The organism is Nocardiopsis sp. NPDC057823, assembly GCF_042797335.1.
In the GTDB taxonomy this organism is placed as follows: domain Bacteria; phylum Actinomycetota; class Actinomycetes; order Streptosporangiales; family Streptosporangiaceae; genus Nocardiopsis; species Nocardiopsis changdeensis.
The window spans coordinates 749,190-774,978 of the sequence record NZ_JBHVLR010000001.1 but is presented as its reverse complement, the minus strand read 5'-3'; the positions used below and the strand labels follow the sequence as shown (position 1 = coordinate 774,978).

Here is a 25,789-nt window from a genome sequence, read left to right as displayed (position 1 = left end):
GTGCTGGGCCGGAAACGGGCCGGCGGTACCGCCGCCGGCCCGTTCAGGGACGCCCGGTGCGCGTCCGGGCCGTCAGGGCCCCGGGGTCACCCGGACCGTTCGGTGATGGGCAGGTACACCCGCCCGCCCTGCTCCCCGAACTCGGCGGACTTGTCGGCCATCCCCCGCTGGATGGCCTCGACCGTGTCCAGCCCGTTCTCCGCCGCGTAGCGGCGCACGTCCTGCGTGATCTTCATCGAGCAGAACTTGGGCCCGCACATGGAGCAGAAGTGCGCGGTCTTGGCCGGCTCGGCGGGCAGCGTCTCGTCGTGGTACGCCGTCGCCGTCTCCGGGTCCAGCGACAGGTGGAACTGGTCCTTCCACCGGAACTCGAACCGCGCCCTGGACAGCTCGTCGTCCCACTCCTGCGCCCGCGGATGCCCCTTGGCCAGGTCGGCGGCGTGGGCGGCGAGCTTGTAGGTGATGACGCCGGTCTTGACGTCGTCGCGGTCCGGCAGCCCCAGGTGCTCCTTGGGGGTGACGTAGCAGAGCATCGCGGTGCCGTACCACCCGATCTGGGCGGCGCCGATCGCCGAGGTGATGTGGTCGTAGCCCGGTGCGATGTCGGTGGTCAGGGGGCCGAGGGTGTAGAACGGCGCCTCGCCGCACAGCTCCTCCTCCAGGCGCACGTTCTCCGCGATCCTGTGCATGGGCACGTGCCCGGGGCCCTCGATCATCACCTGCACGTCGTGGGCGCGGGCGATGTGGGTGAGCTCGCCCAGCGTGCGCAGCTCCGCGAACTGGGCCTCGTCGTTGGCGTCGGCGATGGAGCCGGGCCGCAGCCCGTCGCCGAGCGAGAACGTGACGTCGTACTCCCGGAGGATCTCGCACAGCTCCTCGAAGTGGGTGTACAGGAAGCTCTCCCGGTGGTGGGCCAGGCACCAGGCGGCCATGATGGAGCCGCCGCGCGAGACGATGCCGGTGACCCGGCGGGCGGTGAGCGGCACGTACCGCAGCAGGACGCCCGCGTGCACGGTCATGTAGTCCACGCCCTGCTCGCACTGCTCGATCACCGTGTCGCGGTAGACCTCCCAGGACAGCCGGGCCGGGTCCCCGTCGACCTTCTCCAGCGCCTGGTAGATGGGGACGGTGCCGACCGGCACGGGCGAGTTGCGCAGGATGCGCTCGCGGGTCTCGTGGATGCGCTTGCCGGTGGACAGGTCCATGATCGTGTCGGCGCCCCAGCGGGTGGCCCACACCATCTTCTCGACCTCCTCCTCCACCGAGGAGGTGACGGCCGAGTTGCCGATGTTGGCGTTGATCTTGACCAGGAAGTTCTTGCCGATGATCATCGGCTCGGACTCGGGGTGGCGGCGGTTGGCGGGAATGACCGCCCGGCCCACCGCCACCTCGGAACGGACGAACTCGGGGTCCAGGCCCTCGCGTTCGGCCACGAACCTCATCTCGGGGGTGATGGTCCCGGCCTTGGCGTGGGCGAGCTGGGTGTCGGCCCCGTTGACGGGGGTGCGGGAGCGGATCCACTCCCCGCGCAGGGCGGGCAGCCCGGCGCGGACGTCGATGTGCGCGGTGTCGTCGGTGTAGGGGCCGGAGGTGTCGTACAGGTCGAAATGGCCGCCGTCGGTGAGTCCCACCCGGCGCCCGGGGATCCGGAGGGTGAAGCCCTCGGGGGTCTCGATGTCCCGGTAGACCTTGGATGATCCCATGATGGGACCGGTGGTCACCCGGTGCTCCCCGGTGGTGGGACCGGTGTCACGGCTCTGCGAAGCCGTCATGGCATGCCTCCCTACGTCGGAATTACCCGAACAGGTTCTGCGGTCGGCGACACCGTTGAGCCGCCCTCTCAGCCCGCCATGGCGCGAGCTCCCGCGTTGCGTTATCCCGTTGTGGGGCACGGTCGGGCCGTACCCGGGCGCGCCCGCGTTCACGGGCGGCCCCGGACACTGTACACAGGGACACCCCGGTCCCGTCCAGGGGTGCAGGGGGACCCGGAGGCGGGCCCCGGGGTCAGAAGAGGGTGTCCGGCTCCGGCCCCGACCCGGCCGCCAGCGGCGTGAGCAGGTCGGGGCGGTTGTTCTTGATGGTGTTGACGTCGGTGGACACCTCGTCCGCGACGAGCCGGTCCGCCGGGGTGTCGGCCATGATGTGCATCAGCTCGTCGGGCCCGGTGGCCGGGTCCAGCCACGCCGCCCAGTCCTGCCGGGGCACGATGACGGGCATCCGCTCGTGGATGTGCGCGAGCGCGGGGGCGGCCTCGGTGGTGATGACGGCGCAGCTCCACACCCAGCCCGCCGGGTCCTCCTCGGGGGCCTCGGGGTCGCGCCAGCGCTCGAAGATCCCGGCCATCGCCAGCGGCTCGCCGCCGCCGGGGTAGTGGACGGAGTAGGGCTTCTTGTCCGCCTTGGCCTTGCGCTTCTTGTGGTCGGGGTCGGTGGCGGGCGAGGTGCTGGCCTGGACCGTGCCGTCCCTGCCGACGAGCTGCCACTCGTAGTAGGCGTCGGCGGGCAGCAGGCAGCGGCGGCGCCGGAACGCCGTGCGGAACGCGGGCTTGTCGGCCACGGTCTCGCTGCGCGCGTTGATCATCCGGTAGCCGATGTTGCGGTCCTTGGCCCAGGAGGGGATCAGCCCCCAGCGCAGGGTGTGCAGGGAGCGCGGCCCGGGCGCGGCCTCCTCCCCGCCCTGCGGGGGCGGGCCGAGGACGGCGTACACCGGGCGGCCGGGCGAGATGTTGTAGTCCGGCTCCAGCTCCTCCAGCGGCGGCCAGGCGCGGGTGTCCACGTCCTCGCCGGGCAGGGACTCCTCCGGGAGGCCGAAGTCGAGCCGGAGCTGCTGCACGTTCCTGGACTGGGCATAACGACCGCACATGCGTCCGATCCTACGCCGACGGCACCCGCTTCCCATCCGTGACATCCGAATCCGCGGGCGCTCCCGCCCCCTCCGCGCCCCCGCGGCCGTCGCGGCCCGCGTCCCGGGAGCGGTCGCGCAGGGCGACCGCACCCCCGGCGACCAGCAGCAGGCCGCCGGCCGGGCCCAGGGCCCAGGGCGCCCACGAGTCCAGGGAGCGCAGCAGCAGGGAGCGCACCCGGGCCTGCTCGGCGCGGCCCGCGATCTGGTTCTCCCGCAGGCCCAGCTCCGCGTAGAGCAGGTGCGCCTCGCCGGAGGCGTTCTGCGGGCGCAGCGTCTCCAGCCGCGCCTCGTGGGCGTTGACGACCGTGCCGGACACCGGCTCCACCCAGTAGGTGCGCGTGAGCTCCAGCCAGCGGCCGGCGGTGACCGTGCCCTCCGCTCCGGGGGTGAACAGCCACGCGGGGACCTCGCGGGCCGACTCGGGCACCTGGGTCGCGGGGATCTCCTGGGTGTAGCGGCGCACGGTAAGCCCGGCGACCTCGTCGGTCCCCTGGAACTCCATGACGGGCGCGGCCCGCACCTCGGCGTCGTAGAAGGGGTGGTCGGCCTCCCCCACCCCGGGGGGCCAGGAGAACACCAGCCCGGCCTGGCGGACCGCCCGGTCGCCGTTCACGTGCTCGCCGCAGCAGTTGACGGCGCGGCCGGTGTCCCGGTCGACGATGGCCCGGCGGCTCCAGTGGTCGATCATGGCGCCCTCGGCGACGGTGTCCACCGACATCTCCCAGGCCGACCAGTCCGGGCCGTGGGCCTGGGCGCTGACGGACGTGTTGCGGACGATCCGCACCCCGTCCACCCACGCCCACCGGGACGTGTCCAGGTACCCGGCGCCGTCGGCGACCATCGTCACCTCGAACCGGCCCTGGGCGGGCAGCACCGCCACCCGGTCGTACACGTACAGCGGCAGCATCGCGGCCAGGGTCAGCAGGAAGGCGCCGACCGCCGCCGGGACCGTGCCCCGGGGCAGGGTGCGCCGCCCCGCGGTGTCGTCCGCGCTCATGTGCGGGCCTCCTCGTGGTCGCTCTCCCGGCCGCCGGCCTCCGGGGCGGGGCCGTCACCGTTCCACGGCCGGCTCCGGGGCCGGTCCGGGGACCGGCCCGGGCCCGGCGGGCCGGACGCGCCGCGGGCGCCGCCCGTCCCGCGCGGGTGGGCGTCGGCCCGGGACGGGTCGGGGCGCTGCCCCAGGGCCAGGACCAGGCGGGCCAGGGCGGGCAGGCACAGCAACTGGGCGACCCAGCCGCGCAGGGGCTGGCCCACCACGTCGGTGATGTCGTGGAACGGCATGTGGACCGCCAGGTGGGTGCCCACCGCCATCGCCAGGCCCGCCAGTCCCAGCGACACCGCCACCGGCCACGGCCCCGCCAGGCGGGGCAGGAGCCGCCCGCCCATGGACGGGCTCCCCGGCTTGGCGTGCCGGAGCCGGGCGGGCGCGCGGCGGCCCAGCCACCACATGCACAGCAGGATGGCGCCGACCAGGGCGGCGCCGACCGCCCCGGCGACCCAGACCCCGTACGCCAGGCCCAGCGGGAGCACGAACCACCGCGACGGCCAGGCCGCCCCGGCCGCGGGCAGCGCGCGCGCTCCGCGCAGGGCCCCGGCGGCCCCGGCGCGGCCGCCCGGCAGCAGCCGGCGCGGCCACAGGGCGGCGACCACCAGCAGGGCGGCCAGGACGCCGCCCGCGATCAGGGCCCGGTGGTAGGCGGCGTCGGGGGTGTAGGTCAGGGTCACGGTGCCCGCGCTGCCCGCCGGCAGCAGCCAGCCCTGCTTCCACCCCTCCAGGCGGACCGGCTCCAGCACCTCCCCGCCCTCCAGGCGGGCCTGCCAGCCCTCGTTGTAGTTCTCGTTGACGACGAGGAAGGAGTCGGTGTCCACGGCCTCGACGTCGAAGCGGCGCTCCCCCGGGCCCCACTCGTGCACGGTCGCGGGGGCGGTCAGGGAGACCTCGGGGCGCTCGGCCACCGACTCCCCCGAGCCCACCACGGCGGAGCGGACCTCGTACCGGTTGCCGGGGTCGACGACGATGCGGTTCTCGCCCTCCACCAGGTCCAGGGCGGTGCAGCTCTCGTAGCGCAGCGGGCGGCCGGTGAGCTGGTCGGCCAGGGTGCCCTCGCTGATCCGCGTCTCCACCCGCTGCCCGTTGACCCGCAGGGTGGGGCCCAGGCCGCAGGCGGTGGACGCGTCCCCGTCGGGGACCGGGTCGACCGGGTCCACGCCCGGCAGGGCGATGGTGCCGATCTCCAGTGCCTGGCCCTCGGGGCGCTCGAACGTGATCCGCACCGCGTCGGCGGTGAACGGCGCGAAGTCGACCCGGCCGCTGCCGTCCAGCCACCCCTCGCGCACGGTGCCGCCGCCCTCGACCGTGACCTTGATGGGGCGCAGCACACTGTCGGCGCGCGGGAAGTCCACCGTGAGATGGCTCAGCTCGACCGACCGGCCCAGCTCGATGTCGAGCCAGGGGCGCTTCTCCTCGGGGTCGGGGTACCAGACGGTGCTCCCGTCGTCGTCCAGGGCGCCGCGGCCCATCGCCGCCGGGTGCTGCACGGCGGTGGAGGAGGCGGTGACGTACGGGTACGTCCCTGCGCGGTTGGCCGCGTTCTCGGCCTCGCGCGGGTCGGTGAGGACGACCTCGCCGGACACCGAGTGCGGTGCCGCGGCCGCGGCCGCCGACAGCCCGAAGGTGCGGTCCAGCCGGCGGGCGTCCTCGCCCTGCACCTGGAGGCCGCTGTTGCACACCCACACGTGGGAGCCCTCCATACACCCGGGAGCGGTGCCGGTGGACCCGGTGAACAGCAGGGTGCCGGCGTCGGCCGGGCCGGGCACGCGCAGGGTCCGGGCGGGCTCCAGGCCGGGCACGGAGATGGAGGTGACGCCCACCCGGGTGCCGAACCGGTACTCGGGCTCCCAGGCCAGCTCCTCCACCCGGAGCCGCAGGGTGGTGGTGTCCCCGGGCGGGACCATGACCTCCTGGGGGTCGCCGGTCTGGGCGACCGGCACGTCCACCTCGCCGGTGTCGGTGACGACGCTGATCCGGGAGGGCGGCGGGTCGTTCGCGAACTGCTCGAACGCGACCGTCAGGCCGGTGAGGTCCTGGGGCTCCTCGAACTCGACCTCGATCCACTCGCCCAGGGCGCCGGTGAACGCGCTGGACCGCCACGAGGTGGTGAGGTCGTCGTCGAGCGCGGCCTGCGGCCCGTGCCCGGGGTCGCGGTCGGCGGCGCGGGCGCCCGCACCCGCCTCGGAGGAGGAGGCGCGCACCGACGCGATCCCGATGTCCTCGGCGTGGGCGGTGTAGTCCTCCCAGGCCGGGTCGACGATGTCGGGGGCGGGGACGTCGCGTTCGAGCTCCTCGTCCTCGGTGAGGGTGGCCGACACGTTGCGGCGTACGTCGGGGTAGACGACCTCGCGGCGGCGGGCGGTGTCGGTGACGATGGTGTCCTCCGCGGACACCTGCTCGGCGCCGGGGTCGTCGCCCAGCAGCACCGGCCGGTCGTCGGTGATCAGCCCCTGCTCGGCCAGGTACAGCAGCGACTCGGGGCCGCCGGTGACGCGGACGGCCTCGTCGGCGGGCACCACGCCCACCGTCGGGGCGGCGCCCTCCACCTCGTAGATCGTCAGCGCCGGGTAGGGCTGGTCGAACCACTGCGAGGCGGAGTGGTGGTCCAGGGAGCCCATGGGCGCCCCGAACTCGGCCACCGGCGTGATGCCGGGCGAGGCTTCGAGCGCCTGGTGGACGCGGGCCGGCCAGCCGCCGTGGTTGTCCACGCGCTGGAGGTCGTTGCGGACCAGCAGGTGGGTGACGCCCATCCGGGCCAGCGTGGCGGAGAGCCCCGCCGAGCCGCGTCCGGAGGACACCCGCTGGTCGATCTCGTGGGTGAGCCGGGAGACCCCCGCCGAGCCCCACGGGATGATCTGGTGGTTGGTCCAGGCCCCCTCCAGGAGGGGTTGCAGGGGCTCGTCCAGGGGACGGCCCCACTCGTACTCCCCGCGCCCCGAGCCGGGCAGCGCCATCGTCATGCCGCGCTCGTCGGAGCGGTCGTTGAGCCAGTCCACCGCCTCGCGCCAGTACCCGGGGAGGGCGACGAACCCGCCCGCCGGGGCCACGCCGACGGTGGCGATGGGGACGAGGGTGACCAGGAACGCGGTCGCGCACACGGCGGCCACGGTGCGCCGCACCCGGCCCGAGACCGGTTCGCCGCGCCGGTCGGCCCGGTCGCGGGCGACCACCACGGGCAGGTGCGCCAGCCCCAGCACCACCGGCAGCCGGATGAGCGCGTCGAACTTGTGGACGTTGCGGAACGGGGCCAGCGCGCCGTCCAGGAGCTCGCGCATGGTCCCGGCGAACGGGCCGGTGAGGTCGCCGGTGTAGCCGGCGACGACGATCGCCGTACCGGTGAGCAGGGTGGTGACCAGGAAGAAGCGCTCGGGGGTGCGCCGGTTGACGAGCCCGGCCAGGCCCAGCCCGGCGACCAGCGCGGTGACCGCGATCAGCCAGGGGGTGAGGGACAGGGCCGCGCCCGAGGGCAGGGCCGTGTTGCCCTGGTCGGGCAGGAAGCCCATCCAGTTGGAGGTGCCGCGCAGCGCGTTGAGCAGCGAGGTGATGCCCGTGGTGACGGCGGCGTCCTCGGTGTAGGGCATGAACGAGTACACGTACCGCGACATCAGCAGCAGCGGGGCGACGTACCAGAACGTGGCGGCGACCAGCGCCACCGACCACCAGAAGATCATCCGCCGCTTGCGCGGGCCGCGGGAGCGGGTGAGCAGGTACAGGCCGGGGACGATGAGGACGGCCAGCTCGGAGGCGGCGTTGGTGCCGCCGCACAGCAGGAACGCCGCCCCCGACAGCAGCGCCATCCGGGCCGGCGGGTAGCCGCGCCGGGCGCCCAGGACCAGCGGCAGCAGCACCCACGGCATGAGCAGCATCGGCTGCAGCTCGGCGGAGTTGTACGACAGCAGCGTCAGCACCCGGGGGGCCAGCGCGTAGGCGACGCCGGCCAGGATGCGGGTGTTGACGGTGCCGATGTCCAGCGCTCCGGCGACCTTGTACACGCCCAGGAACGCGGCCACCAGCAGCACCGCCATCCACGAGCGCTGGACGAGCCACTCGGGCATGCCGAGCCACTCCAGCAGCAGGTGGAACGGCCCGTTCGGGAAGAAGTACCCGTAGGCCTGGTTCTGGATCTGCCCGAAGTAGGAGGCGTCCCACAGGTGCAGGGCGCGCTCCATGAACCCCAGGGGGTTGACCGTCAGGTCCAGCTTGGTGTCGCTGACGATCCGGCCGGGGTCGATGCTGGCCGCCAGCGCGCCCAGGAGAAGGCACACCGCGAGGACCTTGAGCCGCCGCAGCAGCTTCTCGTCCACTCCCCCGGAGACGGGGGACGGTGTCCTGGAATCCTCCGGTTCGCGCCTGGCGGTGGATTCCGCCGAAGTCACTTCTCTGCTTTCCTGCCTGAGGTCGTGTCGGGGGCGTCCGCGCCACCGGGGAGATCGAGTTCGCGGGCGACCAGGCGGGTCATCCGCGCACCGCTGGCCTCCCAGGTGAAGCGGTCGGCCCAGGCCCGGCAGGCCCGGCGGACGGCTGCTCTGCGGTGGGGGTCGGACAGCTCCTTCAACGCCCGGGAGACGACATCGGCCAGTTCCTCGCCCTCGCGCACCAGCCATCCGGTTTCGCCGTCGCGGACCGAATCGCGCAGTCCGTCCACATCGTAGGCCACGGTGGGCACGCCCAGGCGCGCCGCCTCGATGACGGTCAGGCCCCACCCCTCGAACTCGGAGGCGGTGACGTGCAGGTGGCTGGAGGCCAGGACGCTGTTCTTGTCCTCCTCCGGCAGGAACCCGTGGAGGCGGACCCGGTCGGCCGTGCCGTCCCGGGAGATCTGCTCGGCCAGGTGCTCGCCCTCGGGGCCGCGGCCGACGATGTGGACCCGCAGCCGGGGGTGCTCCCCCTCCAGGGCGCGGGCCAGGTCGGCGACCTGGGAGACGCGCTTCTGCACCACCAGGCGGCCGAGGCTGACGATCGCCGGGTCGCCCATGTCGTCGGGGGCGTCGTCCAGGGGCTTGAGGGGGCCCTGCACGCCCCCGTTGTGGATGATCTCGACGGGCGCGCGCCAGCCCAGCTTCTCGCGCAGCGCGCGGCGGGAGGACTCCGAGACGGTGACGGTGGTGCAGTCGCGGTAGACCCACGAGGCGACGGTCGACTCGACGAACCGGCCGAACCACGCCAGCGGCGCCGAGAAGTAGGCGTTGAACTGGAGGTCGTGGACGTGGTGGACGATGCTGACCACCCTGGTGCGGCGGCGCAGGACGAGGCGGGACAGGAAGGGGATGCCGTTCATGCAGTCGAAGGCGAGCTGGTACTCGCGGCGCCACAGGGCGAGCCAGGCCATCACGCGCGGGTAGACGGTGAAGCGGCCGCCCATGCGGCGGATGACGATCCCGTCCCTGGTCTCCACGCGGGCCTGGTGGGGCTCGCGGCTGGTGAGGAAGGTGACGATGGCACCGCGTTCGGCCAGGTGGCGGCTGATCCGCCAGGCGTACTCCTCGGCGCCGCCGGCCGCGCTCTGCCAGGGGTCGCGCCAGTTGATCATGACCAGGCGGACGCCGTCGAGCCGGGGGCCGAGGTCGACGGGGTCCTCCTCGGCGGCCGCCGGGACCGGGGCGGGGTTCGCGGTGACCGTGGGCAGGCCTCGGTGGTGGGCCTTCGAGAAGACCACGCGCTCTCCTTCCGCGGGGTGTCCGGGACCCGGCGCGTCCGACACCCTCCGGGGCGGAGCGAACACGGAGGGCGAGGGCGCACGGGAAGAGCGGTGGGCACGCCGAACAGGCCCATCGACCGGACGTCTGTGGGGATGGGGGCGGTCGGGGCAGAGGACCGCCGGGACGGGGGGACGGATGGGCGCCCCGCTGGGGGCGAGGCGCCCGAAGGACCTCGATGAACTCGGGCGGCCTAGCGGTCGCCGTAGTTGTAGAGGGTTTCGTTCACCGGTTCCGCGGTGGCGGTGGACTCGGTGGCGATGTTGGTGACCATGTAGGCCGACCCGCCAGCCAGAGCCGCACCGATCACGCAGGCGGCGATTACCTTGATCACTAGGGGATCTCCTTCCGCGCGCCCGGACGCCGTTCGACGCCGGTGCGCTGGAACCCGAGACTAGAACCTGATCTAGCTACAGACCAGATGATTGCCCCAACTGTAACTAACCCGCAGGTAACTTCCAACCCCGAAATGTCCGCTTCTTCGGTGTTGATCGGCCCTGCGAGCACTTCCAAAAGGGTCATCTCAGGCCCCTCGACCACCACCGAGAACCCGTCCGCATCAGACCAGAACCGGTTATCGACCGGGGCGGACACCGGACCGGATCGGGGCTCGAACCCCGGGGCGACACGGAACGTGACCAGTACCGAGGAACCGTCGTAACCACCAGATGGGACACGACGTGGAAGACCTCGTGAAGGAGTTCATCGACGCGCGACGGACCGACACGGAACCGATCGCGGAGAACACAGCGAAGACCTACCGGGTCACCCTGGACAAGTTCATGGGGTACCTGTCCGAGCAGACCGACGTGACCGAGTGGGAGCGTGTCGGCAAGCGACACGTCCGGGGGTTCCTCGCAGCCTTGCGTGACGCTGGGATCGCTCAGAACACGCTGCACATGCGACACGCTTCCCTGGGAGCGTTCTTCACGTGGTTGGTCGCTGAGGGCGAGATCAAGGAGAGCCCCGTCAAGGGTGTCGCCCGACCGAAGGAAACCATCGAACCGACTCCCCTGGTGTCCGAGGACACGATGCACGCGCTGTTGAAGCTCGAAGCCCGTACCAGGTTCCTGACCATCCGGAACCGAGCGATCCTCTACTTGTTGTGGGACGGCGGTGTCCGTATCGGTGAGCTTCTGAGCATCACCACGAACAGCGTGGACATGGACGCGATGACAGTGAAGGTCAACGGCAAGACCGGTCCGCGTACCGTGCCGTTCGGAACCGCCACGTCGGTAGCGCTGCGCAGGTACCTGCGTGCCCGTGCGAAGTACCCTCGCAGCGCGAACCGTCCCGAGTTGTTCCTCGGTCACCGGGGGGAGCTGAAGGGCAACGCGGTTCGGGAGATGCTGAAGGCGTACGGGTCGCAGGTCGGTAGCCCCGGGCTTCACCCCCACCAGTTCCGCCACACGTGGGTTCACAGCATGCTCGACAACGGGGCGACCCTGAAGGACTTGATGATTCTGGGTGGCTGGTCGAGCCCTCAGCAGATCATCGAACGGTACGGGTTGGCGGGTCAGGTGGAACGGGCGTTCAACGCTCACCGTCGCCTGTCCCCTGGTGACCGTCTGAGCGCTGCGTAGCTGGACACAGAGAAGCCCCCGACCTGTCACCGGTCGGGGGCTTCCTGGTGTCTCTGAGGGCGCGTCAGCGCTGCGACTCGGTACGCAGGAGGGACACCCACTCAACAGCGGGGAACGTCAGGGTCGCGTGCTCCCGGTGCTGCGTGTCCCGAACCAGGGTTGCGGGACCCTCGCTGACCTCTACACAGTTCGCCCCCGACGTCGAGTAAGACGACTTGTGCCAGGACTCGTTACTCACTGTAGGTTCTCCAAGACTTCTAGTGATTGCTTCGTCGGAAGCGCACTGCCCAGCGCGCGTTTCACCAGCCCGTGAAGCCGGTCGTACGTTCGCGTGTCCTCGTACAAGGTAGCGCCGTCCACGTGGTCACTCACAGCGGCTTTACCGCCGTCTTGGAGATGGAACATGAGAAGCATGCTCGTTACTCCCAACAGGAGGGTTCCCGCTGGGATGAGGTGAATCGTCACCCGACCCTGACGGCTCAACTCCAACAAGTGGCGGACCTGAGCGGACCGCGCGGGTTCCGGCGCGAACGTCAAAGCCGTCTCGGGGAACACAGCGGTAATCAGAGGATCGTTAGCGGAACGCAGCCGATCGTAACGACCGCACCGGAGCGCCACCAATCGGTCGATCTCTTCGGGGGTTCCCGGAAGCAAGCCTTCCTTGAAGACTTCCCGCGTGTAGTCCTCGCACTGGAGTAACCCCGGTACCAGGTGGGGGGATATCAGTTCGATCATGTGCGCGGCTTCTTCCAACCTGGACACGTCGCGCATCCACGACGGGAACCCCGACGTGGCGAACTCCCAGATAGTGACCAGCCGCCCGTTCATCTCAAGTGCCTTATCGACCTTCTCAACGTCGGCACGCACCGGAGAGACGTGGTTGTTCTCCCAGCGGCTCAGGGTGGACGCTGCGAGATTGGACAGGCTCGACAGCTTGCGCAGCGTCAGACCTGCGTTTCTGCGTTCTTTTGCGAGGTATGACCCGAAGTCGTGTTCATGCATGTTGCAAAGCTATCGAGCTTGTCCCGCGCGGACCCTACCTTTAGCGGATACATCCGTGTTCCTAGGGAATCCCGTTGCGCTCTCACACCCTAGGAGCATGAACAACACGCAGCAGCACACCACGACCGTCCGGAAAGCACTCTCAATCGCGGCCGAAGCCTTCGCAGCCCGGTCCCTCGTGATGCGACACGACTGGTACCGCTTCCCGTGGACGCTGGGGCCGGAGATCGAGCCTTGCTTGATCGGTCCCGCGTATCTGGGGAACGTCGTCGTCGGCGTGACCGAAGCGGGGATGTACACGTTCGAGTCGCAGCCCGGTGTCTGGGAGGACGTCCACCCTCACTACCCGGACTTCCTTGTCGATGCTGTGATCGAAGCCCGTGCGGGCAAGCCGTTCCCGCTTCCTCGCAGGGGGAACCGGTAGGGGGAAGGGGGCGGCTAGTATCCGCACCCTTGCAGGAAAACCCGGGGTTGCAGGGGCACCCCGGGTCTTTCGCTGTGTCCGGTGGGCTTCCCCTATGTACTACATAGGGGAAGGGTGTATGCACTGGATACACCCTTCACGGGTGGGCGGAACGTGCCTACTTCCCTGGTCAGCGGGGGTCGAAGGGTACGGAAACCGGACACCCGGACGCGACAACCCGCAACAGAAACCGAACGCTGTTCGGTTGTCAATGCAGGTTGACAAGGGAATGTGTGCACATAGCGAACACGCCGAGGGTGGAAGAACCTGTCACGGGAACTTGCCAGGGGGTAGCAACTCACATCCCCCAGTGTGACCCCGGTCACCATACCCGTTGAACCCTTGTTGAGCTGGGGAAAGACCGTCCCGTGTGAGTTGATGTTGGTTGGCGGAACCCCTTTATGTGTGGGGAGAAAAAATTTTTCTGGTTGTAAACGGTGTTGACCAAGAAAAAATTTTTCTCACGTATATAAGGGGGGCTGGAGACCTCACCACTCTCTCACACCCCCGGGGGGTATCACCGCTCTAGCGTGACCGCCGTCACACGCAGGAAGGGCAGGAAGCTTGGAACCCCCTTCTGTGTGGGGAGAACTTTTTTTCTGGTTGTAAACGGTGTTGACGGGGAGAAAAAAAGTTCTCCCGTATATAGAGGGGGCTCTAGCCCTCCTGCCCTTCCTGCATCCTGCGAGTCAAGCCTCGCGCAAGCGCGAGTCTCAATCCTTGTATAACGATCGTGCAAAGTCCATTGACAACAGTGTGATACACTGGTAAGGCAAGTCCACTTTTGCGACAAGGAGGGACTATGGCACGACTACCGAAGTCGTCACGGGTACGCGCCCGGTCGATCGAAGCCGCACGGCTGCATGCGTCCGGTGTGCCAGCGCTGCGTATCGCGCTGATGTACGACGTGTCTGTCAGCAACGTCTACCGCTGGATCTCAACCGGTCGCGTCCTGTTGGCGCTCGAAGACACGCACCCCGGAGCGGCCTTCGCCGACGCGCGTACGGAGGAAGTCGCATGACGTTCGCAGAACTCGCCCAGGCGACCCAGCTACCGGAAGCCTTGCTACGGCAAGCCCAGACCATGAGCCGCCAGGGTCGCCCGTGGCAGGAGATCGGAGACCTGTTCGGTCTGGCCGATCACGATGCGGTCCGACGCTTGCTGAAGCGCACGGGCCGTGCCGAAGCCGTAGAAGCCCGTGCAGCGCACACCGCCCAGCGGATCGCCTCAGAGCGCGAGTCGATCGAGTACCGCGCGCGTCTCCGTCAGGCCGAACAAGAACGACTACAGAACAAGAGGACCAACCGATGACAGCTAAGGACATGCTTGTAGCGCGACTACGCGGACAGCTCGAAGCGCAGACCGAAGCCGACAAGGCCGCTGTGAAGGCTCACGCCGACGCTGAAGCGCGTATCGAGAAGGCCGTGACCGAGAGGGCGCGCGAGTTGCAGGAGGCCGGTTACGACGTACACAGCGCGCGTCGTCAGGCCGTAGCCGAGAACCGCCGTCAGCGTCAGGAAGCCGCTGAAGCCCGAGACCGTCAGAAGACACAGGACGCTATCGACGCGATCGCAGAGCGCGACGCCGAAGCCGTTGCGGCGGACACCCTTCGGGACAAGCTCCGCAAGGCCGCTACGACTCCGGTCGATTTCGAGCAGCGCAAGGCTGAAGAGCGTCAGCGTCGCCGTGTAGCCGCTGAGGTCGATGCAGAGGACACAGCCTAGGTCGTACCGACCAACCCCAGGTGGACACCTGGAAGCCCTTGCAAGCCACGCTGAGAGCCGTCCGGACGGACACTCACAGCCCGGAATCCCCCACAGACGTTGTGTCGCTCCCTGGACAGGTTGAGCGCCCGTCAGACAAGCCACGGCGTGCCCGGTAGCTCTTTCCCGGGCGACACGCCACGCGGTGTCAGCCACACCGTGCCCTTAACACGGGGTTTGGTAACCCCCGTGTCCTCCCACTGGTCTCAGGGGCGAGCAGTGCCGGCACTCGCCCCTGAGACCGGAAAACCCCACTCTGACCAGCGAGAACGAGCTAGTACCTCTTTTTGAGAGGGCGGTCTGTATCATTGTCTTCGAGGGTCGGAGAACCCCGGGAAACCAGGTTCGAGGACCAATACCATTTAGCCTCAGGGCGACTTGGTAGGCTCTTCTTAGAAGAGACCCGAAGACCGAAGATACGGCTCGTCCCCACAGGGGAAACGTGGTATCGCGCAGCGGTTCGGGTCGAACAGGGAACACGGCAACAGTCCGTATGGATTCCCCGCTCGGTTAGAGCGAAGTCGGGGGTTCGCCCCCGCCACCTTCACAAGGTGCCTCACGCAGTAAGGCAGTACCTCGGAGCAAAGGCTCCGGGAAGGCAGAACCGAAGCGCTACCGCATCACCGGAGTGTAGGAACTGCTCAGCGGCTCAGAGCCGCTTTCTCTTAGACCATCTGTCGGTATTTCACCGAAAGATATACCTGTGAGGTTTCACATGACTATTGACCGTGCTGAGTTGAAGAAGGCCGCTGCCCGATACGCGGGAGCGAAGCGAAACTACGGAGACGACGACAAGCGCGTCATCGAACTACTCGACGATTTCAAGAGGACTCGCGCCCTCGTTCACTGGGGTGATATCACCCCCGACGTCAAGGCGTTGGCTGACAGCGACGTTCTCGACATGATCGAGACGCTTACCAATGGGCGTGACTCGCTTGAGGTTTTCGTCAAGGTGGTGGCGTGAATGGGTTACCGAAGTGTCGAGTTCACCCCGTACGGCCTGACGACTGACTTTTACCATGACGAGACCGTTGTAGATGTCACCGATGAAACCGGTAAGACGGTACCGATGCGGCTACCGGAGTTCACGGTAAGGCATGCTGCGGACAACTCCACCCCCAGCCCCGGGGGTGAGTAATGGATTGGGTCCAGCGAAACGGCGACCTGGTGTTCCTGCTGTGCTTGGTCACCCTGGTTATCGCCCTCAGCTATTCGACGCTGGTCGGATTCATCCTTCCGTATGCGGTCGGCGGTAGCGCGCTGTACGCGCACGGTCTAGCCGCTGCCATTGACGCTGTTTGGGTGTACGCCCTGCTGTACCTGACCAGGGGAAGGGCGACCAACCCCACCAGCAAGCGCGTTGCCCGCATCCTGTTGTACGGAGCGTTGTCGGTGTCGATCATCAGCGCTGGATTCTTCGGCTTTACGAGTTTCGGTGTGGTCGCTGCGGTTCTGTACGTGCTTCCCGCTTTGGGTGTGTTGGGTGTCGAGTCGCTGATGACTTCGACCTTTATCGGAGCCCCTGCGGTTACCGTCACCCGACCGTTCATTACCGGTACCGAAACCGGTAAGGCTACCGAGGTTCCTACCGATCTTGTCGGTATCGCCAACGAGATCGTCAGTGAGGTTCGTACCGGTGAGAAGCGCCCCGGTTGGAACCGCGTTGCGAACCGGTACAGCCTCTCCCAGAGCGACGCTCGGAAGGTCGTCGGAATGGTGAAGGAGGCGACCGGTGTCTAAGCCTCCTATCGAAGTCACCTGTCCTGTGTGCCGCTCCGGTATCAGCGAACCGTGTACCGGTTTCATCCTCGGCGGTGGTGAGTTCCACGCCGACCGCGCGGCCCGTGCCAAGGGTTGGAACTCTGCGGTAACTGCGTTGCGCAACCGCAAGCGAGCATCGACCGAACGAAGCCGTGTCCGAATGGTCGTAGACCCGATCGGATCGGACGACCTCAACGGGTACACGCTAGCGGTGAAGTGTTACGACCGGACTTGTCAGGCGGGACCCGGTACGGAATGCCGAACCAATGGCAGCATCCGTTTCCACAGTGTTCGGTTGAAGCGCGGACAGCAAATGTTGGAACGCGCCCGAGATACCGGTTAGACCAGTATCGGAGACGAGAAACGGGGCTACCCCGGAAGGTAGCCCCGCTCCGATACCGCTAAGGAAAGGAAGGATTCACATGTCCATTACCAACGCACCTGACCAGGGTGCTGCAAGAGAAAGCAATGTCCGCTATGAACGATCTTACCATTCGTGCCGCTGAACGCTACGACGAAACCGGTTGGCAGGTAGTGCCCGTCAACGGAAAGACCCTTGCGGTTAAGGGCCGTACCGGTCGTACCGGTTCTACCGAATCGGTGATGCCGACCGGTAACCAGAACATCGCTATTCGACTGCCGCGAGGTGTTATCGGTATCGACGTTGACGCCTACGGCGACAAGCCCGGTGCCGACACGCTGAGGCGTCTTGCCGACAAGCTAGGCCCGCTACCGGAGACTGACCGAAGCGGTTCCCGGGAAGCCCCCAGCGGGATCTACCTGTTCCGCGTGCCCGAGGACTTCGAGTCGATCGGGGAGCTTCCCGGTATCGAGATCATCCAGCACCACCACCGATACATGGTGGTGGAACCGAGCATCCACCCCGACACCGGACAGACGTACCGCTGGGAAACGGTAGGCGAGACGCCTATGTGGGAGAGCGGCCCTGACGCGCTTCCCAAGCTTCCTGACGCTTGGGCTGACTTCCTGCGCAAGACCAACGCGGTAGTCCCGCAGCGTCGCTCTGAGGACGCTACGGATGACTTCCTGACCGGTGGCGTTCCGTGCGACGAAGTGACGAGGGTACTCGACCGGTACAACGACCGGACCGGTAACGGCGAGTCCCGTTACGGGTCGATGATCGCTGCGCAGTACCGCCTTATGAAGCTGGGGGAGGACGGACACCCCGGAGTCGGTACCGCTATGGACACCCTTGAAGGGTTGTACCTGTCGGACGTTGACGGGGAGCGTGACGCGACCGGTGAGTTCAACCGTGGCCTTACCGGGCTGTACCTGATCGCGGATGAACCGCTGAACGACGGCGACCCGTGCGAGCGTGACCCGCGCATCCTGCCTGACCGCCTCTGGAACTCCCGTGACAGCCTGCGTCACATCCGGACCGCTGCGCACGCCCAGACGTCGAGTGCCGACGTGGTTCTCTACTCGACTCTCGCGCGGTTGTCGTCGGCGGTTCACCACGGGGTTCGGGTCGTGACTGGTGTCAAGTCGCCTGCGTCGCTGAACCTATACGTGGCGGTTGTCGGCCGAACCGGTGCGGGGAAGTCGTCGGGCGGTTCGGCTAGCCGTGACGTCCTAGGTGACATTGCGAACCCCGAATACCGTGAGCTTGGGTTGGGTTCCGGTGAAGGCATGATCGAAGCCTTCATGGGTGACGTTTTTGAGGAAACCGGAGAAACCACCAAGGACGGTAAGCCGAAGGTAGCGAGGGTTCGCAAGCAAGTTCGTCACAACGCTTTGTTCGTCGTGGATGAAGGACACGAGTTGAACAAGGTAATGGAGCGTACCGGGTCTACCGTAGCGCCGATCATGCGTTCCGCTTGGGTCGGTGAGACCATGGGTCAGGCCAACGCGCGACAGGAGAATTCCCGCAACCTTCCCGCTGGGTCGTACGCGCTGGGGTTGATCGTCGGATACCAGGTGAACACCGCTGCTGCTCTTCTCACTGAGGACGAGATCAACGGCGGAACCCCGCAGCGTTTCCTATGGGCGTGGGCTACCGACCCGAACATTCCTCGCAAGCGAATCGACCACCCCGGGGAGTTGAAGGGTCACGCTTTGGATGGTTCGTTCTTCCCCGGAAATGTCCCGCCGCTGATGCATTTCCCTGACGACCTCAAGGATCAGATGTGGGAGTACCAGTGGAAGCGAGCGACTTCGGAGGAATCCGAAGAGAATCCGCTTGATGCCCACAGTAACCTGATGCGGGCTAAGGTCGCTGCTTTGCTGGCGTTGCTCGAAGGACGATACGACGTTAATCATGAGGATTGGGAGCTGTCCGGAATCATCTGGGATACGTCCTGCGCGGTACGCGACTTCGTTCACGCCGAGGCTATCGAAACGGCTAAGCGTGAGAAGGAAAGGGCTTCGGCCGAGCGTATCCGTGAGGCTGAGCGGACCGCTCTAGCCACGACGAATATCGGCGCGAAGAACAAGCAGCTAGCCAAAGCCCTGACCAAGAAGGTGGAGGATTCAGGCGGCATCGGTTCGTCGGAGCTGCGCAAGACGTTGCACTCCAAGAAGCGACCGTTGTTCGCTGACGCTATCGAGTATGCGGAAACGCAGGGTTGGGTGTCGGTGGACGAAAACGGTTTCATCACTCCTGTTAAGTGATCTGAGTTACAACGCCCTGACCTGGGGTGGAACCCAAAAGCTCCACCTTCCACCCCCTTCCACCCCTTCTGACCTGGGGTGGAAGGGTGGAAGGGGGTTCCACCCCCGCGCGAGGGGGAATAAACACTCCACTAGTTATAAACAGGGTAGATTTAGTTTATAAGTACTACCTGTGAGAGTCATAGGCAGTACTCAAGACTAGTGATTGAGAGTTATCGTTTTCTCCCCCGCGAGACATGTTCCACCCCTCCACCCTTCCACCCCAGGTCAGAGTGGGTGGAAGGGTTCCACCCCTCACCGTGACCTGGGGTTTTATGTTCCACTCCAGGTCAGAGACACACAAGAGAGAAAGAAAACATGCAAAACAACACCGAACCTTTGCTGTATCGACCAACCAAGGGAGACTGCGAGCTGCGTCTCCCCTACAACCCCAACAACCGACGCAACCTAAAGCTCGTTATCGGTGAACGTAGTGACCTGACTTTCGACAAGGTGCGCAAGACCTGGGTGTTCAAGCGAACGCATTTCCAGAAAGTGCGGAGCATGCTCAACATCGAATACCCGGCGGCTACGATCATTGTTGACGTCGCGCTACGCGGCAAGTGCGATGTCCGATGCGTACAAGCCCGTGGCGACGAATGCTCGTGCGAATGCGGTGGAGACAACCACGGCGGCTTGAAGGGTGGCGACACCTGGAAGCTTGTGGGTGAAACCACGCTGGTGACTAATGAAGTCAAGGTACGTCGCAGGACTTACAAGGTTGGTTACCGAATTCAAAGCTGATAACCAAAGCGAAGAGCCCTCAGTGAGTATGACGCTGGGGGTTCTTCGCTTGCTACCGCACTCAGCCACAACGCTCTGACCTGGGGCGCTTTAGCAATTCCTACACGCTGCGAAAAATTGTCCGGACGCAACCCCCTATGGCTACCCGCTGTAGTGGCTGTACCGCCCTAGGTAACGTAGGATGACCCGCCTGACCTGCAACGACTACCGCTTCAATTCATCGCAACACGCACAGCTACCAACGCGCTGACCTGCGCAGACACCACGCGGGAATAACCGCTACCGGACCATTGCTGAAACGGCCCGAACCTTTCCCAACCCCAACGGAGAAACCCCCGTGACCACTGTCCTGATGTTCACCGCGATAGCCGTTGTCGTGTGGGTAGCCCTTGCAGCCCCCGACTGGTACCGGGCTACTCGACTGTTCACCCGTCGTGCCCGCCGTCACGGCCTGCGTGCTGCCTGGGAGCGCCACTACCGCCGTGCCCCCCGCACCTTGCCGACGCTGTTCCGCTAGCCGTAGCCCAAGCGCCTAGCCCCGGCTCTACCGCCGGGGCTTGCTTGTGTCACCACCTAGCTACACACAGTGACGCCCACGTGTCCATAGTTCCCTAGCTATGCGACTTCCACCCCCGGCAAGCCACCCCAGCGGGTGGGGCAACGCATCCCCAGACGCCTATACGGCCGTCAGATCAACGCTGACGCGAGTAGGCACCGTTTGCTTAGTCGAGTATGGGTTGGCGCGAGTTAGGCGATTAGCGCGCGTCTGAGAGCTTCGGCCTTGCTGGCAACGGGCTTCGGCCTTGCTGGCAACCCCGGACCCCCAGCGGGTAGCCCTGACTTAGACACCTGCGCTCGAAACCGGGGGTGTCGTTAGACGGTTTGCAGACATAGCAAATCCTAGACGGGAGCGCACGGAACCGGGGTTCCGCTAGACGACTGTCTACCCACCCCCACCACTGCTTGCTGAACGGTCGTTCAGCTACCCGTTGCCCGCTCCCGCACCGACCGGTCGGTACGCTTCATGCCCCACCGAAATAGTAGGAAATCCCCGGGGGCGACCCGCTGTCCTCGCGCGTGCCGACGCGCTTCCCTGCGTGCGTACGGATTGAAATTATTTAGTTACACGCTGATATATAGTCTCGATCTCGATCCGGGGGAAGAGTCTCGATCCCCCGAACCGCTGGACACCTGGTGGAACCGGTTCTATGCTTCGCGTGTAATAACCAAACAGTGCGGTTCCACGGTGCTAGGGACGGTTACGGCGGGTGAATCGTCGCAGGTCAGGGGCGGTTTTCGCTACAGACCAGATGATTGCCCCAACTGTAACTAACCCACAGGTAACTTCCAACCCCGAAATGTCCGCTTCTTCGGTGTTGATCGGCCCTGCGAGCACTTCCAAAAGGGTCATCTCAGACCCCTCGACCACCACCGAGAACCCGTCCGCATCAGACCAGAACCGGTTATCGACCGGGGCGGACACCGCCACGTACCGCACGCCCAGCGCCGCCAGCTCGGCCGCGTCCAGGGACTCCGGCAGCCCGGTCCGGGGGTCGGGCCCCAGCACCGCGGCCGCCTCCCTCGCCAGCCCGTCCTCCCCGCGCACCACCACGGTCCCGCCGTCGGGGGTGCCCACCATCAGGTCGTCGTTCCAGACGGTGCGCCGGTCGAACAGCCTCGTCGCCGGGTCCAGCACCACCGCGGGCCCGCCCGACCAGTCGATCCCCCGGTAGGCGCTCCAGGGCAGGACCAGCACCGTCCCGGGCCGGTCGTCGGCGGCCACCGCCGCCTGCGCCGCGAGCCAGTCCCGCGGGTACTCCGCCGGCGCCAGCGCCCCCTGCGCGCCCCAGAGCAGCCCGGGCAGCGCCACCACCGGCAGCACCGCCAGCCCCGCGGCGGCGGCCGCCCCGGCGATCCGGCCGGCCGCCGGCGTCCGCCGCCCGGCCGGGCCCGCGGGCCCGGACCCCGCCGGAGTACCGGGCTCCCCGGTGCCCCGGGTCGCCGCACCGGCCCCGCCGCCCCCCGGACCGTCCGCGGTCCCCCCGGCGGGCCGGGAGAGCCACAGGGCCGCCGCCCCCAGCCCCAGCGCCTGCACCAGCGCCAGGGGCGCCACATAGAGCTGGCCGTCGCGCAGCGGGCCGAACCCCGGCCACAGGCCGATCAGCCAGGCGAGCACGCCCCGCCCCGGCTCGGTGGCGCCCAGCAGGGCCACCCCGAACCCGAGCACCGCCGCCGCGGTCAGCCCCGGGCCGAACCCCGGGCGGCCCCGGTACAGCCACCACGCCCACCCCGCGACCGCGGCCAGGCACAGCGCCAGGCGCAGGGCCACCGCCACCGGGTCCCCGTACCCCGCCGGGACCGCGTGCGCGTTCCACACCCCGCCCAGCAGGAACAGCGACCCCGCCGTCCCCAGCGGGGTGTCGGCCCGCGGCGCGAACGCCTCCACTCCGGCCGGGTCGGTCGTCGCGCCCGCCGCCCCCGCCGTCAGCGCCGGCACCAGCCAGGGCAGCGACACCACGACCAGCGCGCCCGCCAGCAGCCCGCCGCGGCGCAGGCCGCCGCGCCTCCACAGCGCCACCGGACCCGCCGTCAGAGCGGTGAGCACCACCGAGGAGAACCCGCCCACCGCCGCGGGGACCAGTGAACGCACCACCCCCGCCAGCGGCCCGCGCGCCGCCCCCACCACCCAGGGCAGCCCGGCGTAGCCCAGCAGCATCGCCCACTGGCCCAGCAGCAGGCGCTCGGCCACGAACGGGTTCCACACGTACGCCGCGCCCGCCACCACCGCGGCCGCCGGGGACGGCATCAGCCGGGCCGCGCCCGCGGCGCCCACCACGAAGACCGCCGCCAGCGCCGCCGACTGCACCGCGTCCCCCGGCAGCACCCACGACAGCGCCGCCACCACGGCGTCGCTGGGGATCGCCCGGGGGAACCCGTCCGCACCGCGCAGCACCGTCGGCAGCGACAGGTCGGGCACGAACACCATGTCGTAGCGCAGCACGTAGCCGGGCCCCAGCGCGGGGCCCAGTGCGAGCACCGCCGCGACCAGGCCCACCGCCCAGGGCAGCCAGCGGGACATCCGCGACCTCCTCACCGGTACCACTGCGCCCTAGGGACGCGCCGTCAGGATCGAGTCGGAGAACCTTCCCTCGACGTAGTCGCGGTGGGAGCGGACGACGATCTCGTAGTCGCCCGACACCGTCACCGCCCACCGCGGGTCCTCGCCGGCCGAGCCCAGCGTGCGCCACCCCTCCCCGTCGTCGGGGCCCAGGCCGTCGCGCCGCTCGCACCGGGGGTCGCCGGGCGCCGGCGGCGCCACCGGGGGCTCCGGGTCCGGCCCGGGGTCGGGCCGGGGCGTCGGGGTCGGCTGCGGGTCCACGGGCCCCGGGCTCGGGTCGCCCCCGCCCGGCGGCGGCTCCACCGGTCCGTCGTCGGGCGAGCGCACCCCGTCGGTCGTGTCGGCCGGGGCCCGCCGGTCGTCGGCGAACGAGCACTCCAGCGGCCGCACCCACACCTCGTAGTGGGTGGCGTCCTCCACCCGCTCCCACACCAGGGTGGCGCCCCCGTCCTGGAGGCGGATCCAGGCGGGCCCCGGCGGCGGGTCCCCGCGCCACACCAGCTGGACGGGCTCGGAGGCCCGGCCGGAGTCGCGCCCCTTGAACGGGATCACGGTGAACTCGTACCGGGCCCCGCTGAACAGGCCCTCCACCAGCGCCGAGTACTTCCCGCCGTCCTCCTCGACCTCCAGCGGCAGCACCGTCTCGCCGTCGGGGTCGGGGGCCACCCTGCGCTGGGTCACCCGGTAGTCGGTCGCCCCCGGCACCGCCTCCCAGCTGAGCACCAGCCCGTCGTCGCCCTCCTCGTGCCCGGGCTCCGGAGCGGTCAGCGGACCGACCTCCATCTCGGGCAGCGGCCGCGGGTGGGCCGGCCCCACGCCCAGGGGGTCGGCCAGGGCGTCGGCGAACGCCGCGGCGATGCGCAGCTCCCCCCGCGCGTTGGGGTGCGCCTCGTCCCAGTTGTCCCGCGCGGGCGAGTACCCGTCGGCGACCCGGGCGACGACCACCGGGGAGTCGGCCGAGGTCAGCTGCTCGGCCAGGGCGACCACGCCCATGTTGAAGCGGGCGATCTCGGAGTTGGCCCGGGCGTCGTCGGCGGTCCCCTCCACCGGCGGCAGCTCGCCCACGACGAACCGCGTCTCCCCCTGGACCACCCGCACCGTCGAGACGGTCTCCCCGACCCCCTCCAGGGCGTGGTCGGCGGTGCCGCCGCCCAGGATGTCCTCCAGGCCGGACAGCAGCAGCAGGTAGTGCGGCTCGTACTCGGCGGCCAGCCGGGACACCTCGTCGGAGAGGTCCCCCGCCGAGTACCCCCAGCGGGCGGCGTGGTCGCGGTCGAAGTCGGGCACGGCGTAGGAGTCGTCGCCGAACTCCTCGCCGGCCAGGTCGTAGAGGTCGTCGTAGGGGCCCACGAAGTCGACCGCGACCTCGCTCCCGGTCAGGTGCCGCCACAGGTGGTAGCGCCAGGTGTGGTCGCCGCTGCTGCCCTGGGTGAGGGAGTCCCCGACGACCATCACCCTCAGCTCGCCCGAGGGCGGCCCGGGCACCGGGACCGGGCCGTCGGAGCCCTCCTCGCCCCGCCCGGTCAGTCCCGGGGAGCCGGCCTGGATGAACAGCAGGGTGACGGCCATCGCCGCCAGCATGATGCCGAGCAGGCCCAGGGGCCCGGGCTCGAAACGGGAGGTTCCGGAGCCGCGGTGGCGCCAGGCGGCCAGCCCGCGCCAGGTGAGGGTGCGCCAGCTGACGTCCTGCCAGGTGAGGGTGCGCCAGTGCGCGAGGCGTTCGGTGACCGCGGTGCGCAGGGCGTCTCGGCGGCGGGCGAGCGCCTCCCGCAGTGTGGCCCGGGCAGCACTCGGCCCGGCCCCGCCCTCCGCCGAGGAGGACGCGGAGGCGTCCCCGTCGGGCCCACCCGGCTCCCGCACCGTTCCCCAATCCCACCGCCACAGCGGTATCGGAACGTGTTCTACATCAACATCCGCCACGCCCTCAGCCGGTTGCCAGGGAGCGTCGGGCGCAACACAAAGCTGGCCACACCAGACTAGAACTGGTTATATGGAGGCCGTCAACCCGAGCACACCCTTTCCGCGCGGAGAGGGCCGCAGAGCATGACGTTAGCGGTACGCCGTACCCGGCGCGACACCCCCTCCCGAACCCCGCCGCCCTCCCCGATCCGAAAGGCGCATCCGTGATCGGACTCGTGGTCGCCCTGCTGGCCGCCGTGGTCTACACCGTGGGCCTGACCGTGGAGCAGCGGGCCCTGCACGGCTCGGAGTCCATCTCCGTCAACCGCCCCCTGCACCTGGCCCGCGTCCTGCTGGGCAACCCCCGCTGGGTGCTCGGCTGCGTGTTCGCGGCGCTGGGCAGCGTCGGCCTGATCGTCTCCCTGGGCCTGGCCCCGGTGTCGGTCGTCCAGCCCGCCTTCGCCGCCGGGGTGGCCTGCGGCCTGCTCGTGATGACCCTCGTCCTGGGCGAGCGCATCACCCGCGGCGAGTACATCGCCCTGGGCCTGATGCCGGTGGCGCTGGGCCTGCTGGGCCTGTCCACCGCCGACGGCGGCGAGACCGGCACCACCGCGCACACCCCCCTGCTGGTCGGCGTCAGCGTGGCCACCGTCATCGCCTGCGTCGCCGTGATGGCGTTCGTCGGCGGCCGGGGGCGGTACGTTTCGGCCGCCGCCATGGGCGCCGCCGCGGGGCTCGCCCAGGGCAGCGCCGGACTCCAGGGCAAGGGCCTGGGCGGGCTGATCAGCGACCACGGCCTGTGGAACGCGGTCGTCCCCGCGCTCCTCTCCCCGTTCCCCTACCTGTACGCCCTAGGCTGGGCGGTGGGGATCGTGCTGTTCCAGACCTCCATGCAGCGCTCCCGGGCCTCGATCACCGCACCGGTGTCCAACGTGGTCGGGAACGTGTTCATGGTCGTGGCCGGCACCCTGCTGTTCGGCGAGAGCCTGCCCGACGACCCGGTGCTGCTGGGCCTGCGGATCGGCGGCTTCGCCCTGACCCTGGTCGTGGTGGTGCTGGTGCGCGGCAACGTGGCCCGGGCCGAGGCCGACACCAGCCGCAAGCGCGCCGCCACCCTCGTCGAGGGCTGACGGCG

At 68.7% G+C, this 25,789-nt stretch carries 20 protein-coding genes and 1 riboswitch; of the genes, 10 read left to right on the top strand and 10 right to left on the bottom strand.

The genetic code is table 11. The features are described 5' to 3' along the window. Positions 1–86: 86 nt before the first annotated feature. The 6 genes from thiC to ACFVNO_RS03540 all read right to left on the bottom strand — a co-directional run bounded on the left by thiC (position 87) and on the right by ACFVNO_RS03540 (position 9,985). The gene (gene thiC, locus ACFVNO_RS03565; protein WP_378888901.1) at positions 87–1,772 is read right to left on the bottom strand and encodes a phosphomethylpyrimidine synthase ThiC; all 1,686 of its coding nucleotides are present in this window, start codon (positions 1,770–1,772) and stop codon (positions 87–89) included. Beyond that, positions 1,766–1,877: riboswitch (TPP riboswitch) on the bottom strand. It overlaps the preceding gene by 7 nt. 127 nt (positions 1,878–2,004) lie before the next feature. Beyond that, positions 2,005–2,862 carry an SOS response-associated peptidase gene (locus ACFVNO_RS03560; protein WP_378888898.1) on the bottom strand — a complete coding sequence of 286 codons (858 nt, stop codon included), beginning with the start codon at positions 2,860–2,862 and terminating at the stop codon, positions 2,005–2,007. Between the two features lie 10 nt (positions 2,863–2,872). Further along, positions 2,873–3,901: a DUF3068 domain-containing protein gene (locus ACFVNO_RS03555; RefSeq protein WP_355256888.1), complete on the bottom strand. Its 1,029-nt coding sequence runs from the start codon at positions 3,899–3,901 to the stop codon at positions 2,873–2,875. Further along, on the bottom strand, positions 3,898–8,331 hold the full coding sequence (locus tag ACFVNO_RS03550; RefSeq protein ID WP_378888894.1) for an alpha-(1->3)-arabinofuranosyltransferase: 4,434 nt from the start codon (positions 8,329–8,331) through the stop codon (positions 3,898–3,900). Before ACFVNO_RS03550 ends, ACFVNO_RS03555 begins: the two co-directional genes overlap by 4 nt. Then, positions 8,328–9,611 (bottom strand): glycosyltransferase family 4 protein, encoded by a 1,284-nt coding sequence (locus ACFVNO_RS03545; RefSeq protein ID WP_220565107.1) that lies wholly within the window; start codon positions 9,609–9,611, stop codon positions 8,328–8,330. Before ACFVNO_RS03545 ends, ACFVNO_RS03550 begins: the two co-directional genes overlap by 4 nt. 233 nt (positions 9,612–9,844) lie before the next feature. After that, positions 9,845–9,985, bottom strand: coding sequence for a hypothetical protein (locus ACFVNO_RS03540; RefSeq protein ID WP_220565106.1), 141 nt, complete (start codon positions 9,983–9,985; stop codon positions 9,845–9,847). A gap of 346 nt (positions 9,986–10,331) precedes the next feature. Between ACFVNO_RS03540 and ACFVNO_RS03535 the strand changes: the two genes are divergently transcribed. Beyond that, positions 10,332–11,234, top strand: a complete 903-nt coding sequence (locus ACFVNO_RS03535) for a tyrosine-type recombinase/integrase (protein ID WP_378888890.1) — start codon at positions 10,332–10,334, stop codon at positions 11,232–11,234. Between the two features lie 64 nt (positions 11,235–11,298). Here ACFVNO_RS03535 and ACFVNO_RS03530 read toward each other — a convergent pair whose 3' ends face one another. Continuing rightward, the gene (locus ACFVNO_RS03530; RefSeq protein WP_378888887.1) at positions 11,299–11,472 is read right to left on the bottom strand and encodes a DUF397 domain-containing protein; all 174 of its coding nucleotides are present in this window, start codon (positions 11,470–11,472) and stop codon (positions 11,299–11,301) included. Next, positions 11,469–12,236 carry a helix-turn-helix domain-containing protein gene (locus tag ACFVNO_RS03525; RefSeq protein WP_378888884.1) on the bottom strand — a complete coding sequence of 256 codons (768 nt, stop codon included), beginning with the start codon at positions 12,234–12,236 and terminating at the stop codon, positions 11,469–11,471. Before ACFVNO_RS03525 ends, ACFVNO_RS03530 begins: the two co-directional genes overlap by 4 nt. A 97-nt stretch (positions 12,237–12,333) precedes the next feature. On the opposite strand from ACFVNO_RS03525, the gene ACFVNO_RS03520 reads away from it, so the two are divergent. From ACFVNO_RS03520 to ACFVNO_RS03485, 8 genes are all read left to right on the top strand, one after another. Beyond that, on the top strand, positions 12,334–12,660 hold the full coding sequence (locus ACFVNO_RS03520; RefSeq protein ID WP_378888881.1) for a hypothetical protein: 327 nt from the start codon (positions 12,334–12,336) through the stop codon (positions 12,658–12,660). A gap of 841 nt (positions 12,661–13,501) precedes the next feature. Continuing rightward, entirely contained in the window at positions 13,502–13,720 is a 219-nt protein-coding gene (locus ACFVNO_RS03515; protein WP_378888878.1) for a hypothetical protein, read from the top strand. Beyond that, positions 13,717–14,010 (top strand): hypothetical protein, encoded by a 294-nt coding sequence (locus tag ACFVNO_RS03510; protein ID WP_378888876.1) that lies wholly within the window; start codon positions 13,717–13,719, stop codon positions 14,008–14,010. The genes ACFVNO_RS03515 and ACFVNO_RS03510 overlap by 4 nt, the downstream gene beginning before the upstream one ends. Then, positions 14,007–14,423, top strand: coding sequence for a hypothetical protein (locus tag ACFVNO_RS03505; RefSeq protein WP_378888873.1), 417 nt, complete (start codon positions 14,007–14,009; stop codon positions 14,421–14,423). Before ACFVNO_RS03510 ends, ACFVNO_RS03505 begins: the two co-directional genes overlap by 4 nt. 754 nt (positions 14,424–15,177) lie before the next feature. Beyond that, the gene (locus tag ACFVNO_RS03500; RefSeq protein ID WP_378888870.1) at positions 15,178–15,426 is read left to right on the top strand and encodes a hypothetical protein; all 249 of its coding nucleotides are present in this window, start codon (positions 15,178–15,180) and stop codon (positions 15,424–15,426) included. 173 nt (positions 15,427–15,599) lie between these two features. Continuing rightward, entirely contained in the window at positions 15,600–16,202 is a 603-nt protein-coding gene (locus tag ACFVNO_RS03495) for a hypothetical protein (protein WP_378888867.1), read from the top strand. A gap of 498 nt (positions 16,203–16,700) precedes the next feature. Further along, positions 16,701–18,854, top strand: coding sequence for a bifunctional DNA primase/polymerase (locus ACFVNO_RS03490; RefSeq protein ID WP_378888864.1), 2,154 nt, complete (start codon positions 16,701–16,703; stop codon positions 18,852–18,854). A gap of 357 nt (positions 18,855–19,211) precedes the next feature. Then, entirely contained in the window at positions 19,212–19,637 is a 426-nt protein-coding gene (locus ACFVNO_RS03485) for a hypothetical protein (RefSeq protein ID WP_378888861.1), read from the top strand. Positions 19,638–20,886: 1,249 nt separating this feature from the next. Here ACFVNO_RS03485 and ACFVNO_RS03480 read toward each other — a convergent pair. Both ACFVNO_RS03480 and ACFVNO_RS03475 read right to left on the bottom strand, forming a co-directional pair. Continuing rightward, the gene (locus tag ACFVNO_RS03480; RefSeq protein ID WP_378888858.1) at positions 20,887–22,716 is read right to left on the bottom strand and encodes a hypothetical protein; all 1,830 of its coding nucleotides are present in this window, start codon (positions 22,714–22,716) and stop codon (positions 20,887–20,889) included. Between the two features lie 30 nt (positions 22,717–22,746). Next, positions 22,747–24,336 carry a GDSL-type esterase/lipase family protein gene (locus ACFVNO_RS03475; RefSeq protein ID WP_378889219.1) on the bottom strand — a complete coding sequence of 530 codons (1,590 nt, stop codon included), beginning with the start codon at positions 24,334–24,336 and terminating at the stop codon, positions 22,747–22,749. Between the two features lie 542 nt (positions 24,337–24,878). Here ACFVNO_RS03475 and ACFVNO_RS03470 point away from each other — a divergent pair. Next, on the top strand, positions 24,879–25,784 hold the full coding sequence (locus ACFVNO_RS03470; protein ID WP_220565103.1) for a hypothetical protein: 906 nt from the start codon (positions 24,879–24,881) through the stop codon (positions 25,782–25,784). The last annotated feature ends 5 nt before the right edge of the window (positions 25,785–25,789 follow it).

Bases quoted from the DNA above. Each gene is read 5' to 3' on its own strand.
- thiC (WP_378888901.1), bottom strand. From the start codon at position 1,772: ATGACGGCTTCGCAGAGCCGTGACACCGGTCCCACCACCGGGGAGCAC.
- ACFVNO_RS03560 (WP_378888898.1), bottom strand. From the start codon at position 2,862: ATGTGCGGTCGTTATGCCCAGTCCAGGAACGTGCAGCAGCTCCGGCTC.
- ACFVNO_RS03555 (WP_355256888.1), bottom strand. From the start codon at position 3,901: ATGAGCGCGGACGACACCGCGGGGCGGCGCACCCTGCCCCGGGGCACG.
- ACFVNO_RS03525 (WP_378888884.1), bottom strand. From the start codon at position 12,236: ATGCATGAACACGACTTCGGGTCATACCTCGCAAAAGAACGCAGAAAC.
- ACFVNO_RS03520 (WP_378888881.1), top strand. From the start codon at position 12,334: ATGAACAACACGCAGCAGCACACCACGACCGTCCGGAAAGCACTCTCA.
- ACFVNO_RS03515 (WP_378888878.1), top strand. From the start codon at position 13,502: ATGGCACGACTACCGAAGTCGTCACGGGTACGCGCCCGGTCGATCGAA.
- ACFVNO_RS03510 (WP_378888876.1), top strand. From the start codon at position 13,717: ATGACGTTCGCAGAACTCGCCCAGGCGACCCAGCTACCGGAAGCCTTG.
- ACFVNO_RS03505 (WP_378888873.1), top strand. From the start codon at position 14,007: ATGACAGCTAAGGACATGCTTGTAGCGCGACTACGCGGACAGCTCGAA.
- ACFVNO_RS03500 (WP_378888870.1), top strand. From the start codon at position 15,178: ATGACTATTGACCGTGCTGAGTTGAAGAAGGCCGCTGCCCGATACGCG.
- ACFVNO_RS03495 (WP_378888867.1), top strand. From the start codon at position 15,600: ATGGATTGGGTCCAGCGAAACGGCGACCTGGTGTTCCTGCTGTGCTTG.
- ACFVNO_RS03490 (WP_378888864.1), top strand. From the start codon at position 16,701: ATGAACGATCTTACCATTCGTGCCGCTGAACGCTACGACGAAACCGGT.
- ACFVNO_RS03485 (WP_378888861.1), top strand. From the start codon at position 19,212: ATGCAAAACAACACCGAACCTTTGCTGTATCGACCAACCAAGGGAGAC.
- ACFVNO_RS03480 (WP_378888858.1), bottom strand. From the start codon at position 22,716: ATGTCCCGCTGGCTGCCCTGGGCGGTGGGCCTGGTCGCGGCGGTGCTC.
- ACFVNO_RS03475 (WP_378889219.1), bottom strand. From the start codon at position 24,336: ATGCTGGCGGCGATGGCCGTCACCCTGCTGTTCATCCAGGCCGGCTCC.